Origin of the sequence: Actinomyces sp. ICM47, from assembly GCF_000278725.1 — a bacterium.
Taxonomy (GTDB): Bacteria; Actinomycetota; Actinomycetes; order Actinomycetales; family Actinomycetaceae; genus Pauljensenia.
Genome location: NZ_ALCA01000026.1, coordinates 1 through 24,323 on the forward strand (window position 1 = coordinate 1; position 24,323 = coordinate 24,323).

General features: G+C 66.6%; 22 protein-coding genes. 12 read left to right on the forward strand and 10 right to left on the reverse strand.

Annotated elements, in window-relative coordinates; translation table 11 throughout:
- Positions 1-240 (reverse strand): hypothetical protein (locus HMPREF1136_RS01610; protein ID WP_009647568.1); only part of this gene is annotated, 240 nt, incomplete at its 3' end.
- A gap of 113 nt (positions 241-353) precedes the next feature.
- On the opposite strand from HMPREF1136_RS01610, the gene HMPREF1136_RS01615 reads away from it, so the two are divergent.
- The 3 genes from HMPREF1136_RS01615 (at position 354) to pheA (ending at position 4,363) form a co-directional block, all read left to right on the forward strand.
- Positions 354-980: a DedA family protein gene (locus HMPREF1136_RS01615; protein ID WP_034504412.1), complete on the forward strand. Its 627-nt coding sequence runs from the start codon at positions 354-356 to the stop codon at positions 978-980.
- A gap of 3 nt (positions 981-983) precedes the next feature.
- A complete protein-coding gene (locus HMPREF1136_RS01620) occupies positions 984-3,287 on the forward strand; it encodes a DUF6541 family protein (RefSeq protein ID WP_009647579.1) in 2,304 nt (767 codons plus the stop codon).
- A gap of 68 nt (positions 3,288-3,355) precedes the next feature.
- Positions 3,356-4,363 (forward strand): prephenate dehydratase, encoded by a 1,008-nt coding sequence (pheA, locus tag HMPREF1136_RS01625; RefSeq protein ID WP_034504414.1) that lies wholly within the window; start codon positions 3,356-3,358, stop codon positions 4,361-4,363.
- Between the two features lie 129 nt (positions 4,364-4,492).
- Here pheA and HMPREF1136_RS01630 read toward each other — a convergent pair whose 3' ends face one another.
- Positions 4,493-5,818 (reverse strand): diacylglycerol/lipid kinase family protein, encoded by a 1,326-nt coding sequence (locus HMPREF1136_RS01630; protein ID WP_034504417.1) that lies wholly within the window; start codon positions 5,816-5,818, stop codon positions 4,493-4,495.
- Positions 5,819-6,079: 261 nt separating this feature from the next.
- Between HMPREF1136_RS01630 and serS the strand changes: the two genes are divergently transcribed.
- A complete protein-coding gene (gene serS, locus HMPREF1136_RS01635; RefSeq protein ID WP_009647569.1) occupies positions 6,080-7,357 on the forward strand; it encodes a serine--tRNA ligase in 1,278 nt (425 codons plus the stop codon).
- Positions 7,354-8,271 (forward strand): HAD hydrolase family protein, encoded by a 918-nt coding sequence (locus HMPREF1136_RS01640; RefSeq protein WP_009647571.1) that lies wholly within the window; start codon positions 7,354-7,356, stop codon positions 8,269-8,271. The genes serS and HMPREF1136_RS01640 overlap by 4 nt, the downstream gene beginning before the upstream one ends.
- A 139-nt stretch (positions 8,272-8,410) precedes the next feature.
- Here HMPREF1136_RS01640 and HMPREF1136_RS01645 read toward each other — a convergent pair whose 3' ends face one another.
- Entirely contained in the window at positions 8,411-9,577 is a 1,167-nt protein-coding gene (locus HMPREF1136_RS01645; protein WP_009647564.1) for an alpha/beta fold hydrolase, read from the reverse strand.
- A gap of 127 nt (positions 9,578-9,704) precedes the next feature.
- Here HMPREF1136_RS01645 and HMPREF1136_RS01650 point away from each other — a divergent pair, with 127 nt between their 5' ends.
- Positions 9,705-10,304 (forward strand): TetR/AcrR family transcriptional regulator, encoded by a 600-nt coding sequence (locus HMPREF1136_RS01650; RefSeq protein ID WP_009647574.1) that lies wholly within the window; start codon positions 9,705-9,707, stop codon positions 10,302-10,304.
- Between the two features lies 1 nt (position 10,305).
- Here HMPREF1136_RS01650 and HMPREF1136_RS01655 read toward each other — a convergent pair whose 3' ends face one another.
- Together HMPREF1136_RS01655 and relB are read right to left on the reverse strand one after the other, a co-directional pair.
- Positions 10,306-10,569 (reverse strand): type II toxin-antitoxin system RelE family toxin, encoded by a 264-nt coding sequence (locus HMPREF1136_RS01655; RefSeq protein WP_009647565.1) that lies wholly within the window; start codon positions 10,567-10,569, stop codon positions 10,306-10,308.
- A complete protein-coding gene (gene relB, locus HMPREF1136_RS01660) occupies positions 10,553-10,795 on the reverse strand; it encodes a type II toxin-antitoxin system RelB family antitoxin (RefSeq protein WP_009647576.1) in 243 nt (80 codons plus the stop codon). Before relB ends, HMPREF1136_RS01655 begins: the two co-directional genes overlap by 17 nt.
- A 255-nt stretch (positions 10,796-11,050) precedes the next feature.
- Here relB and HMPREF1136_RS01665 point away from each other — a divergent pair, with 255 nt between their 5' ends.
- From HMPREF1136_RS01665 to HMPREF1136_RS01680, 4 genes are all read left to right on the forward strand, one after another.
- Complete coding sequence (locus HMPREF1136_RS01665) at positions 11,051-12,649, forward strand: xylulokinase (protein WP_009647587.1); 1,599 nt, start codon at positions 11,051-11,053, stop codon at positions 12,647-12,649.
- A 72-nt stretch (positions 12,650-12,721) separates the two neighbouring features.
- On the forward strand, positions 12,722-13,603 hold the full coding sequence (locus HMPREF1136_RS01670; RefSeq protein ID WP_009647582.1) for a DUF5926 family protein: 882 nt from the start codon (positions 12,722-12,724) through the stop codon (positions 13,601-13,603).
- 91 nt (positions 13,604-13,694) lie between these two features.
- Positions 13,695-14,540, forward strand: a complete 846-nt coding sequence (locus HMPREF1136_RS01675; protein ID WP_009647573.1) for a glycosyltransferase family 2 protein — start codon at positions 13,695-13,697, stop codon at positions 14,538-14,540.
- Complete coding sequence (locus HMPREF1136_RS01680) at positions 14,537-16,027, forward strand: DUF2079 domain-containing protein (RefSeq protein ID WP_009647577.1); 1,491 nt, start codon at positions 14,537-14,539, stop codon at positions 16,025-16,027. Before HMPREF1136_RS01675 ends, HMPREF1136_RS01680 begins: the two co-directional genes overlap by 4 nt.
- 447 nt (positions 16,028-16,474) lie before the next feature.
- On the opposite strand, the gene HMPREF1136_RS01685 is transcribed toward HMPREF1136_RS01680, so the two are convergent.
- The 3 genes from HMPREF1136_RS01685 to HMPREF1136_RS01695 all read right to left on the reverse strand — a co-directional run bounded on the left by HMPREF1136_RS01685 (position 16,475) and on the right by HMPREF1136_RS01695 (position 19,688).
- The gene (locus tag HMPREF1136_RS01685; RefSeq protein WP_009647595.1) at positions 16,475-19,051 is read right to left on the reverse strand and encodes an HAD-IC family P-type ATPase; all 2,577 of its coding nucleotides are present in this window, start codon (positions 19,049-19,051) and stop codon (positions 16,475-16,477) included.
- Positions 19,052-19,136: 85 nt separating this feature from the next.
- Positions 19,137-19,382, reverse strand: a complete 246-nt coding sequence (locus HMPREF1136_RS01690) for a heavy-metal-associated domain-containing protein (protein WP_009054619.1) — start codon at positions 19,380-19,382, stop codon at positions 19,137-19,139.
- A 15-nt stretch (positions 19,383-19,397) separates the two neighbouring features.
- Entirely contained in the window at positions 19,398-19,688 is a 291-nt protein-coding gene (locus tag HMPREF1136_RS01695; protein WP_009647585.1) for a metal-sensitive transcriptional regulator, read from the reverse strand.
- 127 nt (positions 19,689-19,815) lie between these two features.
- On the opposite strand from HMPREF1136_RS01695, the gene HMPREF1136_RS01700 reads away from it, so the two are divergent.
- Both HMPREF1136_RS01700 and HMPREF1136_RS01705 read left to right on the forward strand, forming a co-directional pair.
- Positions 19,816-21,297, forward strand: coding sequence for an alpha/beta hydrolase (locus tag HMPREF1136_RS01700; RefSeq protein WP_009647589.1), 1,482 nt, complete (start codon positions 19,816-19,818; stop codon positions 21,295-21,297).
- A complete protein-coding gene (locus HMPREF1136_RS01705) occupies positions 21,294-21,959 on the forward strand; it encodes a hypothetical protein (protein ID WP_009647567.1) in 666 nt (221 codons plus the stop codon). Before HMPREF1136_RS01700 ends, HMPREF1136_RS01705 begins: the two co-directional genes overlap by 4 nt.
- Before the next feature lie 82 nt (positions 21,960-22,041).
- On the opposite strand, the gene HMPREF1136_RS01710 is transcribed toward HMPREF1136_RS01705, so the two are convergent.
- Together HMPREF1136_RS01710 and purB are read right to left on the reverse strand one after the other, a co-directional pair.
- Positions 22,042-22,365, reverse strand: a complete 324-nt coding sequence (locus HMPREF1136_RS01710) for a hypothetical protein (RefSeq protein ID WP_009647563.1) — start codon at positions 22,363-22,365, stop codon at positions 22,042-22,044.
- A gap of 288 nt (positions 22,366-22,653) precedes the next feature.
- Positions 22,654-24,111 carry an adenylosuccinate lyase gene (gene purB / locus HMPREF1136_RS01715; RefSeq protein ID WP_009647583.1) on the reverse strand — a complete coding sequence of 486 codons (1,458 nt, stop codon included), beginning with the start codon at positions 24,109-24,111 and terminating at the stop codon, positions 22,654-22,656.
- Positions 24,112-24,323 lie beyond the last annotated feature (212 nt).

Consider the following 24,323-nt stretch of genomic DNA (forward strand, 5'->3'; position numbering starts at 1 on the left):
TGTATTGGGGGAGGGGGCTGCGGTGGGGGGCACGACGATGGGGTCGAGGATTTCGGTCTTGTCTTCGGGGCCGGGGACGTCCGGCTTCTGGGCAGGGGTTGTCGTGGTCCCCGCACCGTTGATCATGCCCATCAGGTCATCGACCCCTAGTGAGGACGGATCCTCCGCGGAAGAGGGGACGAACAGGATGTTCGTATCGACAACTGGGGGGCTGTCGTGTGACTCCTTGCGCTTCCTCATAGTGACTATCCTATATTCGCGGTCAACAAAGGTAGGGTTAGGGGGACATATTCCCGGCAGAAAAGGGCCTTATCGTGACCTGGTCTACACTCGCGGCAGCATCGGATCCGTCGATGCTTGACACAGTTATCGAGTGGTTTAAGAATCCTGAGACACTTCTTGTTGCCATGGGGCCGTGGGTCCTGTGGGGAACGATGCTCATCGTTCTTATCGAGTCCGGCGTTCTTTTCCCGGTTCTTCCAGGCGAGTCCCTGCTGTTTACTGCCGGCTTGCTGCACGACCGCCTTGGTCTGCATCTGCCCACTCTCATTGCCATGGTCGTCGTCGCCGCCTTCATTGGCGCGCAGATCGGCTACTTCCTGGGCGCGAAGTGGGGTCGCCGCTTCTTCAAGCCGGACGCGCGGATCCTGAAGACCGAGCACTTGGAGAAGGCTGAGCATTACTTCACAAACTACGGCGGACGCTCGCTCGTCATCGGTCGTTTCATTCCCTTCGTGCGCACCTTCATTCCGATCGCCGCGGGCATGGCCCGTTACCCCTACCCGAAATTCCTGGTATTTAACACGCTGGGTTCCATCCTCTGGGGTGCTGGCTTCATCCTGGTTGGCTCGCTCCTGGGCAACGTGCCTTTCGTGCACGATAATTTGACACTCATCCTGGGTGTCATCATCCTCGCGTCGGTCCTGCCCGTCATCATTGAGATGATCGGCAAGCGTCGGTCTTCTGCCGAGAAGGAGTAACACGTGCTGGCCTGGTGGATGCTGGTTCCGACCCTGCTGGCCATGATGGTCGCCCTGGTGCTGCCGGGGTTCATGTGGCTGCGCGCGGGGGTGCGCTCGTCGCTCGTCGCAATCGGGGCGGCACCGGCGTTCACCTTTGGTCTGATCACTGTCCTGACGGTCCTTTATCCGGCGCTCGAGATCCCGTGGGAGGCTTCCACGGTCATGCCGGTCCTCGGCATGAGCACCGTCGGCGGTGCGGTCGCGTGGGGCCTCAGCTACTTTCACCGAGTTAACGGCGGGTTTGCCCTCAACGGGGTACCTTTCCGCGAGGCCATCGGTGTGCGCGTGCCGATCGGCGGACGTCAGGCGGCAATCCGCGCGGCGACGTGGGGCACGATCCTCGTGGGCTTCCTCCTGGCTGCCTGGCCGCTGCTGTCGGTTGCAGATCCCGCGAACCCTGTCCAGCAGTGGGACCCGACGTTCCATCAGAATGGCGTTCACGCGATCCTCTACGGCAAGGATGCCAGCCCTTTCGGTGGTCTCCATGAACTCTACGGTGGGCGGCGCGTCTACTACCCGACGGGCTGGCACGCGTTTGTCGCGCTCTTCGCCCGCTACGACTCGGTTGTCCAGGCTTCCAACGTGTCCTCCCTGGCCCTCATGGCCGTGTGGGTGATCGGCCTGGCGGCTCTGGTGTCCGTACTAACGGGTTCGCGCACGGCCCTCCTTGCGACTCCGATCATCGGCGGCATGCTGCACAACATGCCGGCTGACGCGCTGACCATGTATAACCAGTGGCCCAACTCGACGGGCACGGTGCTGGTCCCCGGCCTCGCTGCGGTCTTCATCGTCGCTGGTCGGCGCGCGGCCGCAGACCTGCGTTTCGGGGACGGCATCCGGTCTTTGATCCGCCGCATCCCCCAGGTTCTCTTCCTCCTCGTAGGCTGCCTCGGCCTCGTCGGTACGCATCCCAGCGCTGCCTTCTCCCTCTTGGCTTTCCTTGCCGCGCCCCTTCTGTCTTCCATCGTCTTTTTCGCGCGCTCTGCGCTGGCGCGTGAGGGCCGAGGCCAGCTCACCGCCATCCTGTGGGTTGGCGTCGGCCTCGCTGTCCTGGCCCTGCCCCTGATCGCGCTCGCCTCACCGAAGATCCAAGCGATGGGCCGTTACCCGCGTCGAGGCAGTGGCTGGGGCGAAGCCTTCTCGCATGGACTCCTGCCCTATCCGCCGTTCGCGCAGACGACGAGCACGACGTGGTGGACGCTCATCCAGGTGATTCTCCTCGTCGCAGGTATCGTCGTCACCGCTCGCCTCCACACGTTGCTGCGACGCCCCGACCCGGTCGATGACCTGGCCGACGAGGCCCGTCTGGACATCGACGGTCGCGAGATCGAGACTATCCGACTGATGGATCGCAAGGAAGCTGCTCCGATGCCGACCTGGCCTCTCGTCTCCTACCTGATTCTTGCTGTCCTCACCGGGCTCGCCTACGCCCCCGACTCCGCGCTGCGCACCTTCCTGCTCGCCCCCTGGTACAAGGACGGGCGGCGCATTATGGGCGTCGAGGACATCGCGCTGGCCGTCCTCATGGCCGTCGGCGTCGCGGCTATCGTCCACGGCATTCACGCGGCATGGACAGTTTCTCTGCGTCGCATCCTAGCCGAGCGCGGCATCGAGGACGACGTTGAGGATGGTGTCGAGGCACCCCGCTGGCCGATCCAGGTGGGTATCCTCTCGCTCGTCGTTCTCCTGTCCGGCCTCGGCGCGATTGACGCTCGTGACTCCGCCGTCGCCTACGTGTACGACCCGACGCGCCTGGGCAAGCCCGGCATGGCTGTCAAGGGTGAACTCGCCATGCTGCGCCGCATGCAGTACACGACCGCGCCCGACGCCCTCATCGTCGGCGACCCCATCGCGGGTGCCGCCTACTCGGAGATGCTGGGCGGCCGCAAGGCCGTCTTCCCCCAGCTCAGCACGGTCAACGGTGATGGGGCCTCGCAGAAGGTCCTCACCCAGCACTTCCGCGACATCACGACAGACCCCGAGGTCTGCGAGGTCGTGCGCAACCTCGGCATCACACACTTCTACGAGGAAGAAGACGGTAGCTACTACAACTTCTTGCGCTCGAGCCGCAACCCCGGTTTCTACGGCGTCGACACTTCCAAGGGCTTTGAGCTGGTCGACGCGGGCGGTACCGCGAAGCTGTGGAAGATCACCGCATGCGGCTACGTCACCCCCGGCGGCGGCAGTCAAGCCTTCGCGGACGGGATCCGCTCCACCCAGCCGGGTGCCGATGAGCCGGAGGAACACCGGTCCGGCGACGAGTAGGCCACAATGCGCCCCTGAGCTGGGGCTGAGTGCGCTCACCTCCGTCGCGTGTCGATACCCTTGACGCTATGACGACGAACATTCCCGGCCCCGCGCCCCTTGGTGACAAGCTCCGCATCGCGTTCCTCGGCCCCTTCGGTACTTTTACCGAACAGGCCGTCCACCAGGTCGCGCCCGCCGGTGCCGTCCTCCTGCCGATGACGAGCGCCCCGCAGGCGCTTGCGGCTGTGCGCCGCGGCGAGGCCGACCGCGCCGTCGTCCCGATCGAAAACTCCATCGAGGGCGGCGTGAACGCAACCCTCGACTCCCTCTCGCACGGCGATCCCCTCGTGATCGTCGCCGAAATGCACGTCCACGTCGTCTTCCAGCTCGCAGTCCTGCCGGGCACGCGCGCTGAAGACGTCCGCCGCATCGGCACGCATCCGCACGCGTGGGCGCAGTGCCGCGGCTGGGTCGAGAGTACCTTCCCGGGCGCGATCCACGTGCCTGCGACCTCGACGGCGGCGGCCGCCGAGCTCCTCTCCGACGGTGACGCCTCCTTCGACGCTGCCCTGTGCAACGCGGTGTCCGTGAGCACCTACGGCCTCGAGGCCCTCTACCAGGACGTGGCCGACAACCCGGGCGCGATCACGCGCTTCGTGTTGGTCGCGCGTCCGGGCGCGGTGCCCCCGCCCACCGGCGCGGACAAGACGACCATCCAGGTGGCCCTGCCCGTCAACGAATCGGGCGCTCTGCTAACCCTCCTTGAGCAGTTCTCGGCGCGCGGCGTGGACCTCTCGCGCATCGAGTCCCGTCCGAGCGGCGACGGCCTCGGCAACTACACGTTCAGTATCGACATCGTTGGGCACATCCGCGAGGAACGCGTCCAGGCGGCCCTCGTCGGCCTGCACCGCTACTCGCCGGAGGTCCGTTTCATGGGGTCCTACCCGCGCGTCGACGGCGTGCGTGCAGCCGTTGTCCCCGGGACGACGGACGAGGCGTTCCGTGCGGGTCGCGCGTGGGTCGCGGATCTGCTGCGCGGCGGCGACGGCACGGGCAAGGCGGGCGGCTCTGCCCCCTCCTGGCCGCTGGCCTGATTTCCCGCATCCCCGGCGATTCCGGGCGCATATGAAGCAGGTCTGCACCACTTAGCCACAAGCTCAAATGTGGGTCAGTGGCGACACGCGCACGGATTCGGGTTGGGGCGCGCTGTATCACGGAGTGGGTCAGCTGGGTAGCAGCTCCATCCACGTGCGCTCGGCGGGTACGGCCACGTCCAGTGCGCCGGCCTGCATGCGCACGTGCATCGTGCGGGCCAAGCCGATGGCGTCGCCGTCCACCTGGCACACCTGCGGTTCGGTGGCCGTCACGGACGCGCCTTTCGCCTGGCGGAATGCGACCGTGCCCGTCGACACGGGCAGGTTGATGGGGCGCAGGCCGATGAGCTGGCCGAGCATCTTCCACGTGACATCCGCCCAGCCGAGCAGGCCGACGTGCGCGTCGACCGCGATGACGTCGATCAGTCCGTCCGACAGGTTCGCATCGGGAGCGAGGACCAGTAGTTTCAATTCACCGGCGTTCGCAAACATGACCGAGCGTGCCTCGATGCGCGTGACTTCATCCGCCGACGAACGTGGAGAATCTTGACGACTGGAGGGGGCTGCGGCCTCGTCGACGGTCCGCCCGGACAGCTGGTCGCTCACTCCCAGCGGGTCGGGCGCGGTGGCGATGGGGGACCGCAGCATCAGGCGCGCCTTCATGCGCGGCACGCCCATCGCACCCAGTCCCGCCCACACGTAGGCGATCCACCCGATGCGCTTCTTTAGCTCAGGGTCGGTGTCCGCCATCGTCGCGCCGTCGTAGCCCATGCCTGCGATGACGAGGCAGGCGTACTCGTCTGGGCGGGGCTCGATGGACGAGGCCGTGGCGGGTTCGCGTTCCTCATCCTCAGTGCGGTGGGTGGCTCGGCGGGCAGCGTCGCGCAGTGCGCCTTCGGCGGGAAGCGCCGAGGGTTCGGTGATGTCTTCGACGCGCACCCACGCCAAGTCCACGGGCCTGTGGTTGGCGTCTAGAGCGACGGCGAGTGCATGTGCGGGGTCATCGGGAATGGAGAGGTTGCCCGCCAGGACGTTGCCGGTGCCGACGGGGATGATGCCCATGCGCACGCCCGACCCGGCCATGCCGGCCGCGACCGCGCGCACGGTCCCGTCTCCGCCTGCGGCGATGACGATGGATGCGCCTTCCTTGAGGGCGCGCACTGCTTGCCCGGTGCCCGGGTCTTCGCGTGTGGTCTCGCGCCAGTGCACGTGGTCGATGCCAAGTTCCTTGGCCTTGCGGTCAATGAGGTCCTTGAAAGCCTGTGGATCGTCGTGCTTCGAGGGGTTCATGATGATCCACGGACGAGGCCTGCCGCGCTCCGGGTCGTCCGCCGTTGCCGGGATGGAAAGTGCCTGTCGTCTGCGATGACGTCTGGTGAGCGCCGTGACAGCGCGCGCGACGCCGATTGCTCCGGCTCCTGCAGCGGCTGCGAGTATCCACGGTGTAGCGTCCATGTGCACATCTTAGTCTGCCTGTGGATTAGGGGGTTGTGGACAGGCTGTGAAAGCTCTTTTCGTTGTGCCCCATAGTGGCTATGACCAGCTGTTGTGCAACGATGCTCATCGTTATACACACAGTTATTCACAAGAGGTGGATAACTTTTGGTATTTCTGTTGAATTGATCGGATGGTTGGTGCATAACCTGGTCTCTGCTGCGGATTTGGCATCCGGCACGGTGGGGGACAGAGCCGGGCCACCTGGCATAGGATGGTTCCATGATTGATGTGCGTGCCCTGCGTGAAAACCCCGAACCCGCCCGCGCCTCCCAGCGTGCCCGCGGAGCCAACCCCGGCCTCGTCGATGAGATCATCGCGGCCGACGCCGCCCGCCGCGAGGCCCTGCAGGCCTTCGAGACGCTGCGCGCCACCCAAAAGGAGGTCTCCAAGTCCGTGGGTCGCGCCTCCAAGGAGGAGCGTCCCGCGATCCTGGCCAAGGCTAAGGAACTCGCCGAGCAAGTGAAGGCCGCCGAGGCCGCCGCGAACGCCGCCGACGCCGAGGCCGACCGCCTCGCGCGTCTCCTGCCCAACCTCGTTCTCGACGGCGTGCCCGTTGGTGGCGAGGATGACTTCGTGGTCCTGCGCCACGAAGGCCCCGCCCCCCGCGACTTCGCCGCCGAGGGCTTTGAACCCCAGGATCACCTCGCGCTCGGCGAGGGCCTGGACGCGATCGACACCAAGCGCGGCGCGAAGGTCTCCGGCGCACGCTTCTACTACCTCAAGGGCATTGGTGCCCGCCTCGAGCTGGCCATCATGACGATGGCCATGGATCAGGCGCTCGCGAACGGCTTCGTGCCGATGATGACCCCGACCCTGGTTACCCCGCAGATCATGGGCGGCACGGGCTTCCTCAACGAGCACTCCGACGAGATCTACTACCTGCCCGCCGACGACCTGTACCTGACGGGCACGTCCGAGGTGGCCCTCGCCGGCTACCATGCCGACGAAATCCTTGACCTGAGCGCCGGTCCCAAGCGTTACATGGGCTGGTCCACCTGCTACCGCCGCGAGGCCGGCTCCGCGGGCAAGGACACGCGCGGCATCATCCGCGTCCACCAGTTCAACAAGGCCGAGATGTTCAGCTACTGCCGCCCCGAGGACGCCGCCGAAGAGCATCAGCGCTTCCTCGCGTGGGAAGAGGAGATGCTCGCCAAGGTCGAGCTGCCCTACCGTGTCATCGACACGGCCGCCGGCGACCTGGGCACCTCCGCCGCCCGCAAGTTCGACTGCGAGGCCTGGCTGCCCACCCAGCAGCGCTACATGGAGGTCACCTCAACCTCGAACTGCACGACGTTCCAGGCGCGCCGCCTCGGTATTCGCGAGCGCCGGGAGGACGGCATGGCCGCAGTCGCCACGCTCAACGGCACGCTGGCCACGACCCGCTGGATCGTCGCCTTCCTCGAGAATCACCAGCAGGCGGACGGCTCGATCTACGTGCCCGAGGCCCTGCGCCCCTACCTGGGTGGACTCGACGTCCTGACCCCCCTCGCTCGATGAGCCAAGAGCGCTTCCTGACGGTCCCCTCCTCCGGGGAAGTTGCCCGCCCCTTCGAGGATCTCCTCGACGAGGCCTCGGCCGCCTTGCCCGCCGACTTTCCGACGTCGGCGGGCCAGGTCCTGGTCGCGCTCGACATCGACGGCACGATCCTGACCCCCGCGGGGGCAACCCCGCGCGTCCTCGAGGGGATCCACGGCCTCGCCGCCGCGGGCGCTCACGTGCTCATCGCGTCGGGCCGCGCGCTCGAAGGCGTTACCCCGGTCCTCGATGCCTTGGGCTTCACGGATGGGTGGGCGCTGTGCAATAACGGCGCGACCCTCGTGCGTGTGAGCGGCGGGCAGTGCGACATCGTCGAGGAGCGCACCTTCGTGCCCGGTTCATGCCTGGAGGAGATTGCCTCCGCCATTCCGGGTGTCGTGTTCGCGTCGATGCCGCATCCCGACATTCTGCTGTCTGCTCCCTTCCCGAACAACGAGATCGAGGGCAGCGAGCATCGCATCGTGTCGATGGAGGAGCTGGCCTCCACGCCGACCCCGAAGATCGTCGTACGCGCCGCGGACATGGATCGCGATGTGTTTGACTCCGTTTTGTCCTCCCTGGACGTCTCGCGCACCCACGAGGTGTTCGTCGGATGGACGTCCTGGGCGGATATTGAGCCGCTCGGCGTGACCAAGGCAACTGGCCTGGAGTCACTGCGGGCGCGACTGGGCGTTCCCGCGGCGGGGACTGTCGCTGTCGGGGACGGTACGAACGACATCGCGATGATCGAGTGGGCGGCCTTCGGCGTCGCGATGGGGGGTGCCTCCGACGAGGTGCGCTCCCATGCCGATCACGTGACGGCGGCCGTCGAAAACGACGGTGCCGCCGCCGTCATGCACGCGATCATGCGCCGCTGCGGGGTTGCTGGCCGCTGAGCGGTGATTGCTAGCATTCTTCGATGGTTGCAAGCGCGCGTCAGTACGTGCCCATGTTTTTCGCACGTGGGCCCGCTAATTCGCACGTGGGCAGCCCTGCCCACACGCGTAATAGCGGGTTAAGGTGCGCAATAGAGGGTTAACGTGCATGATGTGGTGCCTGCAGCCAGTCGCCCATGATCGTGAAGGCGCGGTTCAGGTCCCCAATCTGGCAATGCTGTGCCATGTCTGGGTCCTCGGCCTCGTGGAAGACGCGCACGTCCAGCGACGCCGCGTTAGCCAGGACCCGGCGCACGTCTGCCAGGCGCTCGATGGGCACGTACTGATCCGCGTCGCCAGCAAGCACCAGGCATGGCTGATGAATCAGGCCCTCGAGGGGTTTCATCGTATAGTCGCCGAAGGCGTGCAGCACCTCGCTCGGTGTGCTCAGGCCCGTGAGGTGTCTGGCCTGCTGTAGCTTCCACGCCAGGTCCGCACTGAACCTCGGCGCGATGCGCAGCGCCGCGTCGATGAGCCATGCGGGACGAGCGTGACCGACCATGGCCTCGGCGAAGGGACGCAGAGGACGAGGTAGTGGCAGCGTCAGGCCGTCGAGGAGCCGGAACATCATGTCGAAGGCGATCACGTGGCTGATGCGCGGGCAGTGGGCGGCCGCGCGCATGACGAGGTAGCCGCCGAAGGACACGCCGAGCGCGGCTGCGCTCTCCACGCCGAAGTAGTCCAACACTGCGCTCGTCGGGCGCTCCCACTCTGGCTCGAGCGTCATACCCGCCAGCGCCGTGTGTCCCTGCCCTGGCCCATCGAAGGCGATGATGTCGAATGGACGGGTGGGGAAGTAGGACGCGAAGTCAATGATCTCCTCCGCATACCCGTCGAATCCGTTCATCATGACAAGTGTGTGCGGTGTGCCCGACGGGGCCTGCGCGCGGGCATCCGGGTCTGCCTCCCAGCGCATCGCGGTGAGTTCGCCATCCCGGTAGGGGATCGCGTGACGGGTGAGGGCGAGGCCGTGGCGCGCCTCGTCGAATGCGGCCGACATGGCGTCGATGGCGCGGTGCTTGCGGGGGTCGGAGGTGGAGACGTAGAAGGCTGCCAGCTCGTGTAGGCGCCACGCGGCCTCCGCGTCGTCTTCGGCATCGAAGCGCTGCGCGAGCGAGTGAGCAAGTGCCGTGATGTCCTTCGTCGAGCGAATGCGAGGGAGCGCAGTGTCGGCGATGCGTGCGATGCCCTCGTGATCAAGCAGGGGAGCGAAGGTCCGATTGAGCTGGAGATCGAATTGCCGGTTGCCCGTGTAGTGAGTGAACATGCCTCGAGGCTACGAGCTGTGACAGCGGGCGGGGATGCACAATATCGCATGGAATGTCCATTACCGGACACACGCTACGAGAAGAGTAGGATAGGCCCACAGATCCGAGGAAAATGATGGGAGCATCATGTATCTGCGAAACCTGGACAAGCATGGGCGGGCCGCCGAGAAGAACCTGGACCTGCGCATCCGCAAGACTCGCCGCGCGATCCGCTCCGGCCTCGTGAAGGCGTGCGAGGCCAAGCCCTACGAGCACGTGAGCGTCGCCGATATCTGCCGTGTGTCGATGGTCTCGCGCACGACCTTCTATGACCATTACACCGGCAAGGATGCGCTTCTGGCCGAGGTGGTGTCCTTCCTCCTCGAGGACATTACTCCCGCGCTCGAAGGCTTGTGGTTTGGGGAGGGCGGTGACTCTCGGGCGGTCGCGCGTCACCTGGCCGACATCTACGCGCGCAACGGGCGTGCCCTGACGACCCTGCTCGCCATTCGTGTCGGGGGAGAGGGTGACCTGCACGAGCGTCTCCGCCAGACATGTCGTTCGGTATTTGCCAATTGGGCGCGCGGACGCATCGATGATGACGTGCTTCCCCTGGCCTCGGAGGTCTACGCCTCGGTCGTCCTGACCTTTATAGAGCGCAGCGCAACCAAGCCGCTCAGCGAGAAGGAACTGTCCGTCATCGACCGCACCCGTGAACTCTTCATCGAGGGCTTCGGCGCTCAGTAGGTCAGCGGTAAACCCGAGACCTGTGATCGATGTTGATGGCGAGGATCAATAGCTCGTCATCTTCAATGGAGACGATGATTCGGTAGTCACCGACACGGTACCGCCAGAACCCTGCGAGGTTACCGGTGAGCGCTTTCCCGCGGGCGCGGGGATCATTCCCGTTCGCGGTCTCGCGCAGATATGCAATGATTCGTGCGGCAGCCGGTTTATCGAGTTTGCTCAGTTGCTTCAATGCGCGAGGCGACAGCTTAGCCTTCCAGGCCAAGGGTCTTCACCGCCTCGTCAAGGCTCACCGATGTTGCGCGTCCACTGCGGATATCTTCGAGGTCTGCCTGCAGTGAGTAGGCCAGCTCGATCTCCTCGAGCGCTGACTCGATGGCACGATTCATGTAGAACGATTTCGTTCGTCCCGTCCGCTGCGCAAGGGCCGTGAGTCGGGCGTCGATCTCGGGATCGAGCTTGACGGAGCGTGCAACACGTGCTGTAGACATGCGTCCTCCTGAATTGTGACTACGCGTAGTCTACTCCCCCGAGCCGTCAGCTGGAAGGGGACATGTGAGAGGAAGGTGGGTGGGTGGGAGAATCGGGCTGATGGGGTAACAAGGTTGTTAATAAGGCATAATTCCGCATATATCGTGCAAAGTGTTCGATAAATGGCCGCAGGTCCTCGCCGGGGCGTTCACGAAAGTGTTACCGTTAGCGCATTCCGGGCCACGGCCTCGTCAATGAAGACCCAAGGAGCACACATGAGCACCGACCCCCGCGCCGCCATCGCCGCCGCCGACACTTCGCTCGGCATCGAATTCGGTTCGACCCGCATCAAAGCCGTCCTGATCGGCCCCGACCACGAAGTGCTCGCCACCGGCGGCCACGCCTGGGAGAACCACCTGGAGGATGGCCTGTGGTCCTACACCCTTGACGAGGTCGTGGTGGGCCTGCGCTCCGCCTATGCCTCCCTGGTCGCCGCCGTGCGCGAGCGCTACGATGTCACCCCCACCTCCTACGGCTCGATCGGCATCTCGGGCATGATGCACGGCTACCTCGCCTTCGATGCCGACGATAATCTGCTCGCGCCCTTCCGCACGTGGCGCAATACGAATACGGGCCGCGCCGCCGACGAACTCACCCGCCTCTTTGGATTCAACATTCCCCTGCGCTGGTCGATTGCCCACCTGCATCAGGCGGTCCTCGACTCTGAGGAGCACGCGCCGCGCGTCGCTCGCCTGACGACGCTCGCTGGCTGGGTGCACCATCAGCTGACGGGCCGCCATGTCCTGGGCATCGGCGACGCCTCCGGCATGTTCCCAGTTGACTCGACCACGGGCACATACGTGGAGTCCTACCTCGATCAGTACGAGGCCCTGGTTGAGAACCGGGTCCCGTGGCGCTTGCGCGACGTGCTTCCGACCGTGCTGAACGCGGGCGAGGACGCGGGTGCGCTGACCCCCGAAGGTGCCGCGCTCATCGACCCGACCGGCGCGCTGCAGCCCGGGATTGCGCTGTGCCCGCCGGAGGGCGACGCGGGCACAGGCATGATCGCGACGAACGCGATCGCGCAGCGCACGGGCAATATTTCGTGCGGCACGTCCGTTTTCCTGATGGCCGTTATTGAGCGTTCCCTCACCGAGCTGCACACCGAGATTGACATGGTGACCACGCCGGATGGCTCGCCCGTCGCGATGGTCCATTCAAACAATGGCGCGTCCGAGCTCGACGCGTGGGTGGGCTGGTTCGCGGACTTTGCGCGCCTCATCGGAGCTGACGTGAGCGTCCCCGCGATCTACGACACCCTCTACAACCACGCGCTCACGGGCGAGGCCGACGCGGGCGGCGTCATGGCCTACAACACCCTGTCCGCCGAACCGATTGTTGGACAGGAGACCGCCCAGCCCGTGTTCACGCACACGGCTGAGGCCCGCGTGACCCTCGCGAACGCGGTGCGCGCCCAACTCATGAGCATCTTCGCGGCCGTGCACATCGGCGTCGACATCCTCCGCGAGGAGGGTGTAGGCCTCGACTCACTCTTCGCGCACGGCGGACTCTTTAAGACTCCGGGCGTCGCCCAGCAGATCCTCGCCGACTCGCTGAATATCCCTGTGTCCGTCGGCGACACTGCAGGCGAGGGCGGCGCGTGGGGCATCGCCGTCCTCGCGCGTTACCGCGCTGTCCTGGCTGGGAATGCGGCGACTCCCGCCCTGCCGGAGTACCTCTCCGAGCGGGTCTTCGCCGAGGCCTCGGTCTCCACTCTGGAACCCACCCCCGAGGGCGTGGCCGGGTACGAGCGCTTCCTCGACGCCTATCGCGCTGCCCTGCCCGGCGTGGAGGTCATCGCCCGGGGACACTGACGAGGCCCGGGCTGAACCGGCTCGCCCAGCCCTGACCTCGTCGATTGAACGAAACCCGCTACGATTACACCCATGGGTAAAGCTAGCCGCCGTAAGAAGGTCACCGATCCCGCCAAGCTCAAGGCATATCGTCCGCCGATCCCCTTCGTCGCGCGCCCCTACGAGGGCCTGCCGAAGGAGATTGAGCTGGTCGCCATGCGCGAGCTCATCCCGGCGGCCACACTGACCGCACGCACCAACGCCGACCACGGTGCCGTCGAATTCGACTTCGTCACCCTCCTGCCAGAGGGGCAGCCCGCCATGGTGCGCCCTGACGGGCGCATCCTTGTCGCGCTGCAGACCCGCTCGAACTCCGCGGACCTCAGCCATGACGCGGGTGCCGCACTGCTCGCGGCCATCGCCGCGAAGGAAGCGGGCGACGAGGGCGTCATCTCGATCGATGTGCGCGAGCCGTCCGAGCGCCTCCAGGACATCGTCGACGCCGACAGCTTCACGGACATGAAACTCGAGGAGGACTTCTCCTTCTGGTTCGACCCGGCTGAGGAGATCGATGAGCAGACGCGTCGCGCCCTTGACCAGAACCGCGATGAGATCATCCCGACTGAACCCGTGCCCGGCGTCCCCGGCGCGTACTGGTGCGAGATGAACCGTAACTTCGTGCGTTTCCTGACGGACAACGACGAGACCAAGCTCTTCGATGCGCTGGCCCGCCTGGCTGCGCGCGGCGAGGCTAACGTCGGTGAGGGTTCGCGCTACGTGGGTTCCTTCCGTGCGTGCGGCCTCATCGTCCCGGTCTTCGAGCTGCCCGAGGGCGCCAGCGCGGCCGACGTCGCGCCCGGCACGCAGGTCTTCGCCAAGGCTTTGGCCGAGGCGCTTACCAACACCGAGCGTCTGGATGACAAGGAACGCCGCGCGCGCCAGGGCCTCGTGTCCCGCGCAGTGACGATCCGCTGAGCATACTTTTACCCGCCGTTTAGGCAGGCTTGTCGCTCACATTACGGGTAGTGGGACGCAATCACGTCCCACTACCCGTAAACTATGTCGTGTGAACTATGCCAGCGGATCCCGAAGTTCCCACCCGCAGCGTGTCGCTGCAGTCATCGCTGCGCACAACGTCGGCCGTGCCGTTGCGGCCACCGTGCGCGCATGCCGCGCTATACCCGGCGTTGACCTTCTCATTGTCGTCGACGATGGGTCAACGGACGACACGGGTCGCGCAGCCCGAGCCGCAGGTGCCGTCGTCGTGCGCCACTCCGTCGAACGGGGGCGCGCCTCGGCCATCGAGACGGGCGTAAAAGTCGCCGCCATGCGGGATCGTCCCGACGGCCCACCCCGCCACATTCTGCTGCTCTCGCCCGACCTGGGTGAGTCCGCCGTCGAAGCCACCGCCCTCGTCGAGGCCGTTGTCTCCCGCGAGGTGGACATGAGCATCGCGGTGCCTGCCACCGGGCGTGAATACTCCGGCTACGGCCCGGCCGTCATGCGCCGACTCATTCGCCGCAAGACCGGCTGGTACTGCCACTACCCGCTGAGCTACCAGCGTTGCCTGACGCGCGAGGCTATTGACGCGGCGATGCCTTTCGCTGGCCGTTACGCCCTCGAAGCTGCGATGACCATCAGCGTGCTGCGCGCCGGACTGTCCGTCATGGAGGTTCCCTGTAACTTCGCGCACTCGGGCGCGGACCGTTCCCTCGGCTCCTTGAATCGCCCGGCGCGCATGTTCGACGCCTTGCGTACCTCCGCCAGCCAGGTCTTCCACTCCGATGCCCGCTCGAAGCGGCGCGCCGACCACGAGCAGGGCATCGGTGTGCCTTACCCGGCCCCGGCCTCGTCCCGCGAGTTCGCCGACGATGTCGAGGCCTCGCCTCGCCGCTCGGAGATGGTCGGGTGAGGCTCCCGGATCGGTCGGACGTCGCGCGCGTCGCTTCGGCGTGGTGGCTTCCCGCCGCGCTCGCCTGCACGGTCGGCACCCTCTACATCTGTTTTTCACTGGCGCAGTGGCGCACGCTCTCTGACCCCTCGTGGGATCTGGCGATTTTCGCCGAGGCCGTCCAGGCGTACTCGCGCTTCGAGGCTCCCATCGTTCCGATCAAGGCCCCGGGCTACAACCTGCTGGGGGATCACTTCCATCCGATCCTGGCCCTGCTCGGGCCGATCTATCGTTTCTTCCCGTCGGCGCTCACTCTCCTGGTCATCCAGGACCTGTTGATTGCGGCGTCGGTCCTGCCGATTGCGCGACTGGCGCAGCGGCTCTTCGGGCGCGGTGGCGCCGTGCTCGTTGGCCTGACGTACGGGCTGGGGTGGGGTCTGCAGGGCGCGGTCGGTGCCCAGTTTCACGAGGTCTGTGTGGCCGTCCCGCTGTTGGCCGTCGCAGGCGTTGCTTTCGTCGAGCGGCGGTGGGGTGCCTGCATGGCGTGGCTGGCACCGGTCATCCTTGTCAAGGAGGACCTGGGGCTGACCGTCTTCGTCGCTGGCTTGGCGCTCGCGTGGCGTAGGAGGGGCGAGGATCGTTCCGGGATGCTCATGTCCCTGGCGTACGCGCTGTTCGGTATTATCGCGTTTATCGTGACAGTGAAGGTGCTGCTGCCCGCCGTGAACCCGGCAGGTACCTGGGCCTATTCGCTGGACGGATCCGCGACGGGGGCGGGCACGACGATGGCCAGCAAGGCTGCCGTGCACCAGATCCCCTCCGTGTGGGAGATCCTCACGACCCCGCCCGTCAAGATTAAGACGCTGCTGATTCTGGTGGCCGGAGCCGGTATTGTCGGGCTGCGCTCCCCGTGGTTTGCCCTAGTCCTACCGACCCTCGCGTGGCGCTTCGCGGGCTCGGTGAACGCCTATTACCAGTGGAACTACTGGCACTACAACGCGGTGCTGGTCCCCATTGCAGCGTGCGCCCTGCTGGACGTCGTCAGCCGGTGGATTCAGCCCGAGCCGGGCGGGGCGGACCCGGAGGAACCGGCCCGGGCCTCGTTCGAGAAGTACCGCCGTGCGGCCGCGTGGGCGGCCGCGTGCGTGCCCACCGTGTCCCTGGCGCTTACGGCCTCGTTCCTGCCCCTGTGGAAGCTGCCGACTCTCGCGGAAAGCCCGCGCATGGCGGCAGCCCAGGGCGCGCTCAACGTCGTGCCCGCGGGGGCCCGCGTCGAGAGCGACACGACGCTGCTCGCGCGGCTCGTGCCCGGGCGCGACGTCTACTGGGTGGGCACGACCGTTGGCATGGATACCCCGCCCGAGTATGTTGTCGTCGACCGGCAGTCCTACGCATGGGGCGGTGCCGAGGTTGACGCCGAGTCCTGGGCCAGTGCCGCTCACCCCGGCCACACCTACGAGACCATCTACTCCGCGCAGGGCTTCCGCGTCGCGCGTCGCACTTCGTAATACGCGCAGTGCCGCGCAGCCGGAAACTCCGGCTGCGCGGCACTATTTCATTGATTCCTACTACGGCTGCAGTATGGCGTATGCAAGCGCGCTGGATTTCAACGCCCTGTCGCTGTCATCTGCTGCCGAAGGCTAGTTGCTTGTTGCATTGGGCGCTGCACCCGATCCGTGGGCATTGCACCTCTTCTGATCGGGTGTAGCGCCCCGTAACGGGTGTAGCGCCCCGTATCGGGTGTATTGCGTACTGAGAACAAGACGCGGTTGCTCTGTCGGCTTCATCAGTCAGTCGAACACGTCGCGCAGGCGAGATGCGTTGCGTGCAACGTGTGCGTGACGTGTCGAGCCGGAGTCTAGCCGACGCACTTGCTCGCTGGTGAGTCCCATTGCTGCATCCGGTCAAGGTCGGCAGCAGCAATGGGAGCCGAATTCTCGCCGCTGTGATCGCCCCTACTTCGCCGTGCGCAGCCGCAGCGAGTTGAGGACTACGAACACTGACGAGCAGGCCATCGCGGCGCTTGCCAGCATGGGGGAGAGCAGGCCCGCGATCGCGAGCGGCACCATCAACACGTTGTAGAAGAACGCCCAGAACAGGTTCTCCTTGATGATGCGCAGCGTCCGGCGCGACACTCGGATCGCGGTCGCCGCCGAGGTCAGCGACGAGTTCATGAGCGTCATGTCTGCGACCTCGATCGCCACGTCCGTGCCCGACCCCATCGCGATGCCCAGGCCCTTCGTGCTCGCCTGCGCGAGGGCGGCCGCGTCGTTCACGCCGTCGCCCACCATCGCGACCGTGCGGCCCTCGGCCTGCAGGTCGGCGACGGTGTCGCGCTTGCCGTCGGGCAGGACGCCCGCGATGACGCGCTCGATCCCGACCTGATCGGCCACGTGGCGGGCCGCCGCCTCGTTGTCGCCCGTCAGGAGGATCGGTTCGATGCCGAGTTCGCGCAGCTGAGCAATCGCAGCGGGAGAGGACTCCTTGATCGTGTCGCGTACGATGAGCGCCGCAATCGCGCGGCCTTCGACGCGCTCGGGAATCACCAGGGACGAGGCCGTGGCCCCCTCGCGCTCTCCCGTTCCCTGTGTGGTGCCGGGCTGGGTGGGGGTGTCGGTATCCCTACCCGCGCTCTCGCCGGACGCGGGTGCGCCGTCGGCGGGCGCGGATTCGGAACGAGAGGTGACGGTGCCGGAGTATCCGGCTGCGTTCACGACGGACTCGAGTTCCTCGTTGCTATGCGGGGAGGTCAGCGTGATGCGCGCGGACTCGGTGGCGAGGTTGACTTCGGCCTTGACGCCGTCGAGCTTGCCGAGCTTGCGCTCGACGCGGCGTACGCAGGACGCGCAGGTCATGCCGCCCACGCTCATGGTGATCGTCGCGAGGGGCAGATCCGCGTCGGGGCCGGGAAGTGCGACGGGCGCGGGCGCCTCGAGCGTGGTGGCGACCGCCACCGAGGTAGAGGTTGCTGCGGAACCCAGGTTTGGCGCGAGAGCCGCGACGACCGCGGAGGCACCCGAGGCCTCGGCCACGCGGACGGCGTCAAGGAGGGACGAGGGCACGTCGATGCCCAGGGAGGCCAGCCACGACGGGCGACCGACCAGCACGCCGCCGCGGGCGGTGAGGCCGACGACGCCGAGTCCGGGTTGGTTCGCGAACGCGGTCACGGGGACGAGAGAAATACCTCGGGAGGATGCACCCGACGTGATCGCGCGGGCGACGGGGTGCTCGGAGAGGGACTCGACGGAGGCGGCGAGGGACAGGGCCGAGGCCTCGTTCACCTCGGGGGAGCCGCCCGCGGAGGGAACTGCAACAGACTCAAGAGACATGACGCCCGTGGTGACCGTGCCCGTCTTGTCCAGGAGCATGGTGTCGATCGAGCGCGTCTGTTCGAGGATTTCCGCGTTCTTGATGAGGATGCCCAGCTGCGAGGCGCGCCCAGACCCGACGAGGATCGCAGTGGGTGTGGCCAGGCCGAGCGCGCACGGGCACGCCACGACGAGGACGGCGACGGCCGCCGTGAACGCGGCCTGCACGCTGCCGCCCGCGAGCAGCCAGCCGACGAGGGTCAGCAGGGAAACAAGGATGACGATGGGCACGAACACGCCCGAAATCTGGTCCGCGAGGCGCTGGACGGGTGCCTTGCCGGCCTGGGCCTCGGCAACCATGCGCCCGATCTGCGCGAGCGTCGTGTCCGAGCCGACGCGCGTGGCTCGCACCAGCAGGGATCCCCACGTGTTGACGGTCGCGCCCGTCACCGCGTCGCCGGGGGCCGCGTCCACGGGCACGGACTCGCCGGTCAGGAGGGAGGTGTCCAGGGCGGAGGACCCCTCGATGATGATGCCGTCGGTCGCCACCTTCTCGCCCGGGCGCACCGCGAAGAGGTCGCCGACCTGCAGGGACGAGGCGGGCACGACGCTCTCCGTGCGCTCGCCCGTCTCGGGGTCGATGCGCACGAGCGTTGCCTCCTTCGCGCCCATGCGCAGCAGCGAACGCAGCGCGTCGCCCGCGCGGTAGCGTGCGCGCGCCTCCAGGTAGCGGCCCGTCAGCAGGAATACGACGATCATGCACGCGCCCTCGAAGTAGATCTCCGCATGACCCGCGTGCGCCGCGCGCGGGATCAGGCTCATCTGCATGCGCATGCCGAGCATCCCGGCACCGCCCCACAGGAGCGCCCACCAGCTCCACAGTGTCGAGGAGATGACGCCGAGGGAGACCAGTGTGTCCATCGTCGTCGACCCGTGGCGGCCGGCCGCGAATGCCGCCCGGTGGAACGGCCACGCGCCCCACGTGACCACCGGGATTGAGGCGGCCGCGACGACCCACTGCCACCCGGTGAACTGCCAGGCGGGCACCATCGACAGGAACATCGCGAGGACGCCCAGGGGTGCGGAGACGATGAGGCGGCGGCGCAGGTCGGCGGCGTGGACGCGGGTGCCCTCGCCCACCTGGGGGCTGGGGGCCGAGGCCTGGGGTGCCTCGTGCGAAGAAGCGGTAGTTGTGCGGTTGGGAGTCACGGAATCGGTGGACATAGGTACCCTCCGGGGGTATGTAAAGAGCGAAAGGAAACGAGGCCGGGGAAGGAACCCCGGCCTCGTCGTTGAGGCGTGGAAATCCTCAGAAGTCGCGCGAGATGCCGACCAGCTTGAAGCCGGCCTCGGACACCGCGTCGCTCAGCGCCGCGTCGTCCAGGGGAGTGTCGGTCAGGACGGTCACCTTGGAGGTTGCGCCCGAGTTGAGGATGACGTCGACGTTCTTCACGCCGGGGATCTCGCTCAGTTCTTCGCTGACGCTCATCACGCAGTGGCCGCAGGTCATGCCGTCGACGGACAGCTCAATGGTGCGATCGATCTCGGTGGTCATGGTTTCTCCTTGGGGTTAGGACTTGATGAGGCGCGCGATGGCCGCGGCCGCCTCGTCGACTTTGGCCTGGGCGGCCTCGTCTGATTCGCGCGCCGCCGTGACGACGCAGTGGTTCATGTGGTCTTTGAGCAGGTTGACCGCGACCGAATCGAGCGCGGACTGAACGGCCGAGACCTGCGTGAGGATGTCAATGCAGTAATCGCCCTGCGAGATCATGCGCTGTAGGCCGCGTACCTGGCCCTCGATACGGCGCAGGCGCGTGAGGTGATTCTCGGTGTTGCCGTGGTAGCCGTGTTCGTTGCTCATGGAAGTAATGGTACCCCTAGGGGGTATGGGTGTCAAGAGGCTTTGAGTGTTCACCGAGCGACCTCGCCTCGCGTTGCGCTCGCCAACCCCCGTAGTGTGGAGCCTGGACGGACCATGAGGAGGGCACTTGAAGCGACGCTCACGCCGACGCTACCGTGCGATCCGCCGCGTCCCCCAGGCGTATCCCGGCCTCTACCTGCGCCTCAAAGTCGCCCCCGTTCTGCCCGCGCTCGCGGCAACGGTCGCCGTCGGCAGCCTCGCTGAAATCCCGGCGCTCCCCAAAACCATCCGCGCTCGCGCCCGCGCTGCCTCGGACGACATGGGCACGTCGATCTCGGAAAAATCCCAGCGCATCTTCTTCGATACTCCCGGGCTGGATACGCTCCTCATCCGCTCCCTCGCGCACGTCGCACGGCGCACCGCGAGCGTCGGGCGCGCGTGGGCACGCGCAGTCGTCGCGGTCGGTGCCGACAAGGACGGGCGCATGGCTCGCATGCTGCCCCTCATCCCCAGGCGCGGATACGACGCTCTCATGACCGGCATGCTGACGGTCGGCACGGCAGTCGGCGCGCTGCGTGGCGGTGCCGTTCACGTGAATCTCCTGCGCGACTCCGAGGCCGACCCAGCCTTCCAGGACCCGCTCCCCGGCCACCCCGAGGCACAGATCCGCCGCGTCGATCCTCCTTCGATCCTGTCCGATATGTGCGCCGACATCGACGAACTCTACTGGTCTCGCACCATCGGCCCCGCCGTCAAGATCACGCGCGTCGGCGAGGACGAGGCGCGCCGCTGGCTCCTCTCCCTGGTTGGCACCGAGTCCATGACTTTCCGTTCAACAAACAACCCATCCGATATAGAGACGAACATTCGCCTCATGCTCGGCCTGGAGAGCGCGATGAGCGTCGGCGTCGTGAGCGCCCTGCATGCCGCCATGGAACGTGACGGCGTGCCACGCGAGCAATGGACGCGCGAACCCGTCCTCATCTGCGGCCACTCCCAAGGTGGGATTGTCGCCGCTGCGCTCGCCTCCATCCCGCCGGACGAGGCCGGGGTCAATGTCGGCGGCATCCTGTCCACGGGTGGCCCCAACCGCCGTATCCGTGTGCGCCCCGACGTGGTGATCGTCGCCGTCAACCACGACCAGGACGTCATGCCGAGCTTCGACGGCTCGCCCGACCGCGCCCCCGACCGGCGCGTCACCGTCGGGCGTAGCCTCGTGAGGCCTCGGACCCGCCCCCTCTACTATGCGCACTCCTCCTCGACCTACACGGAGACCGTGCGCCTCCTCGAGCGCAAGGTGCGCGTGACCCCGTGGGGTCGGCTGGCCTCGTCGATGGCGGCGCTGCAGGATTTCCTGCCCACCCCGGGCGAGCCTACGCGCGTCATGCACTACGAGATCTGGCAGGACCTCCTGACACCCACCGCCGACGCCGCGTGGGACACGGTCGCCGCGCTCGAACGCGGCGGCGCGTACACGGCCGCCACCTATCCCATGGACTACGTGACCACGGTGCCGCGCCTACCGCGCGTCGCCCGCGCGAGGCGTCGGCGCGCCTCTGCCTTCTCCGCCCTCTCCCGGCTCATTCCCATCAGAAAGGACCGCTCATGACCGAGCATTACGCCCCCCTGCGCGAGGTACGCCGCTGGATGCGCGTCTCGACCCCCGTGAACAAGGCCGCCGCCTCCGGCCTGCGCGGTCAACTCCCGCAGATTGCCGGGCCGCTGGTGATCGGCGCGCTCGGCGTGGGTGCGATTGGTGCCGGCATCGCGTGGCGAGCCCTGGCTTCGACGCGGGGAACCGGGCGCACGCAGCGCTTCGCGGAGCTGGCCTCGTCCGCGCTGGAGGCCGCCTTCCCGGAGACGTTCATCGACGAGGCCGGGGTTGGCCCCGGTGAACATGGTTCCGGTGAGCGCCGCGTCGTCAACGTCGAGGTTGGTGAGGGTTTCGGTCGCCCATCCCTGGTGTCCATTGACGTGGTTGCACCGGCCTCGGATGAGTTAGCGAATGTGGAGGTCGCGACGGAGGCGCTGGACGCGCTCACTCGCGCGGTGTGGAACAACGCCGAAATGGCACCGGTCAGCGTGCGCGCCCGCGTCCTCATCGCACGCGGTGATGCGGATTCGCCGGCGGACGCCCGGGCGGTGCCCGGTGCACAGACCGAAACGGTGGCCGACATGGCGGTGCTGGGCTTCGAAGACGAGATTGCTCGTCCCGACGAGCTTTACGCGCGCTATGGCGCGCCCGACTGCGACCCCGCCTGGAGGCCGTGACCTTCGATAGGACAGAGTGCCTCCGCTTTTGTGGATGTGATGGAGCCCCCAGCAGGACTGCTGGGGGCTCTCTTGTTCCGGCTCAGCTAATGACCTCGATGTCGCGTAGGTACACCACGGGGTTACGTGAATTGGGGCGCCGGATCTTCTTTCCGATCAGCTCCTCATGTTTGGCTGGGAGGTCACTCGGGATAATGGAGATGCGGCCGCTTCCCTCGTCTAGATCCTTCTCAACGCCAGCGACGCGAGTAACCGCCTTGACCGTATCGTTCTTGTCGAGCACAAGTAGTTCAGCGCAGTCGATGATGCGTGCTGCACTGGCCTTCCACCACTTACGTCCACGTTCAAGCCAATCATCCGCGTTAACTTCGTTGACTCGGATAACGACGATTTCCTGATGCGCCATGACTGTTTCCTTTCTTGGAGGATTGAAGCTGACCTTGATGCTTAGCTTCTTATACTTCTATTAAAGTATAAGAAGTATGGGGGTACAACTCATGATTCAGTTTGTGCGAGGAGTAAATCTTGGTGTCGATGGTGAGAAGGACTCTGCGCATAGTTCGAGGGTTGTCGTGTCAACCATCTGGTTGTATAGCCCTGACAACACTCCGCCCCGGCCTCGTCGTTCCAGGGCAGAAACGGGGAGGGCGGCGAGGCGCGAAATCCGCGCACCCGCCGCCCCAGCCGATAGGACTCAGGCCTCCCAGCGCGCCAGGCGCTCGGACAGGCCGACGTAGGTCGCCGGGGTCAACGCCAGGAGACGCTCCTCAACCTCGGCCGGCAGACCCAGGCCCGCAATGAACTCACGCATGTCGCGCTCGCCCACCTCGTGGCCGCGCGTCAGCTCCTTGAGGCGCTCGTACGGGTTCGCCATGCCGGTCGCACCCGCGATCGCCGCGGCACGCATCGCCTGCTGGACGGCCTCGCCGAGCACCGCCCAATTCGCATCCAGATCCTGCGCCATGCGCGCCGCGTTGATCTCGATGCCGTCCAGGCCGCGCACCAGGTTGTCGTAGGCCAGCACCGCGTGACCAAATGCGACACCCACGTTGCGCTGCGTCGTCGAATCCGTCAGGTCACGCTGCATGCGGCTGGTCACCAGCGTCGACGCCAGCGAATCCAGCAGCGCGTTCGACACCTCCAGGTTGGCCTCCGCGTTCTCGAAACGGATCGGGTTGACCTTGTGCGGCATCGTCGACGAACCCGTCGACCCCTGCGCCGCCAGGTTCTGGTGGAAGTAATCCATCGAAATGTACGTCCATGCGTCCGTCGCCAGGTTGTGGGCGATGCGGCCCGCGCGCGCCACATCCGAGTACAGCTCGGCCTGCCAGTCATGCGACTCGATCTGCGTGGTCAGCGGATTCCATGTCAGGCCCAAGCCTTCCACGAAGGAACGAGCCAGCGTCGGCCAATCCGCGCCCGGCACCGACACGACGTGCGCGGCCCACGTGCCCGTCGCACCGTTGATCTTGCCCAGATACTCCGTGGCCTCGACGCGCGTGATCTGGCGGGACAAGCGGTGCGCGAACACCGCCATCTCCTTGCCGATCGTCACCGGCGTCGCCGGCTGGCCGTGCGTGTGCGCCAGCATCGGGACGGCCGCCCCGGCCTCGGCGAGGCCGCGCAGGCGATCCAGGAGCGCGCGGATCGACGGCAGCCACACCTGCTCGGTCGCCGCCTTGATGGTCAGCGCGTACGCCAGGTTGTTGATGTCCTCGGAGGTGCAGAAAATGTGGACGACCTCGCGCAGGGACGGCAGCGTCGTGCCCTCGCCCAGCTTGCCGGCCGCGGCCTCCAGGTATTCGCCGATCAGGTACTCGACAGCCTTGACGTCGTGGCGGGTGACAGCCTCGAACTCGCCCAGGCGCTTGATGTGGTCAGCGCCGAAGTCGCGGGGGAGCGCGCGCAGGTAGTCGCGCTCCGCGTCCGTCAGCGTTGGGGCGCCCGGCAGGACCGAGTTGTCAAGCAGGAAAATCAGCCACTCGATTTCGACGTGCACGCGCGCGCGGTTCAGGCCCGCCTCGGACAGGTAGTTCGCCAGCGGCGCGGCCACCGCGCGATAGCGACCGTCCAGCGGGCTGAGCGGCTCACCCCCGCCCGCCAGGTCCGAATAGCCGTGGGCAGTGGAGAACAGTGTCATCGTGTCGCTCATACCCCCATCTTCCCAGACTGCGAGGTCTTCGGGACGCTGAGTCCGCTCGGCGGTTCGTGGTGTGTATAACGCACGAGGCCGGGGCTGGGGCGGGTTGTTCACGTTCGCTGGCGGGGGAGTGCCCGATACCGTCCGGGGGTGACCTCGCTTTATCCACAGGCTACCGCGATCGGTGTCTATCCACAGGCCTGCGTTCGTGTCGCCCGCCATCC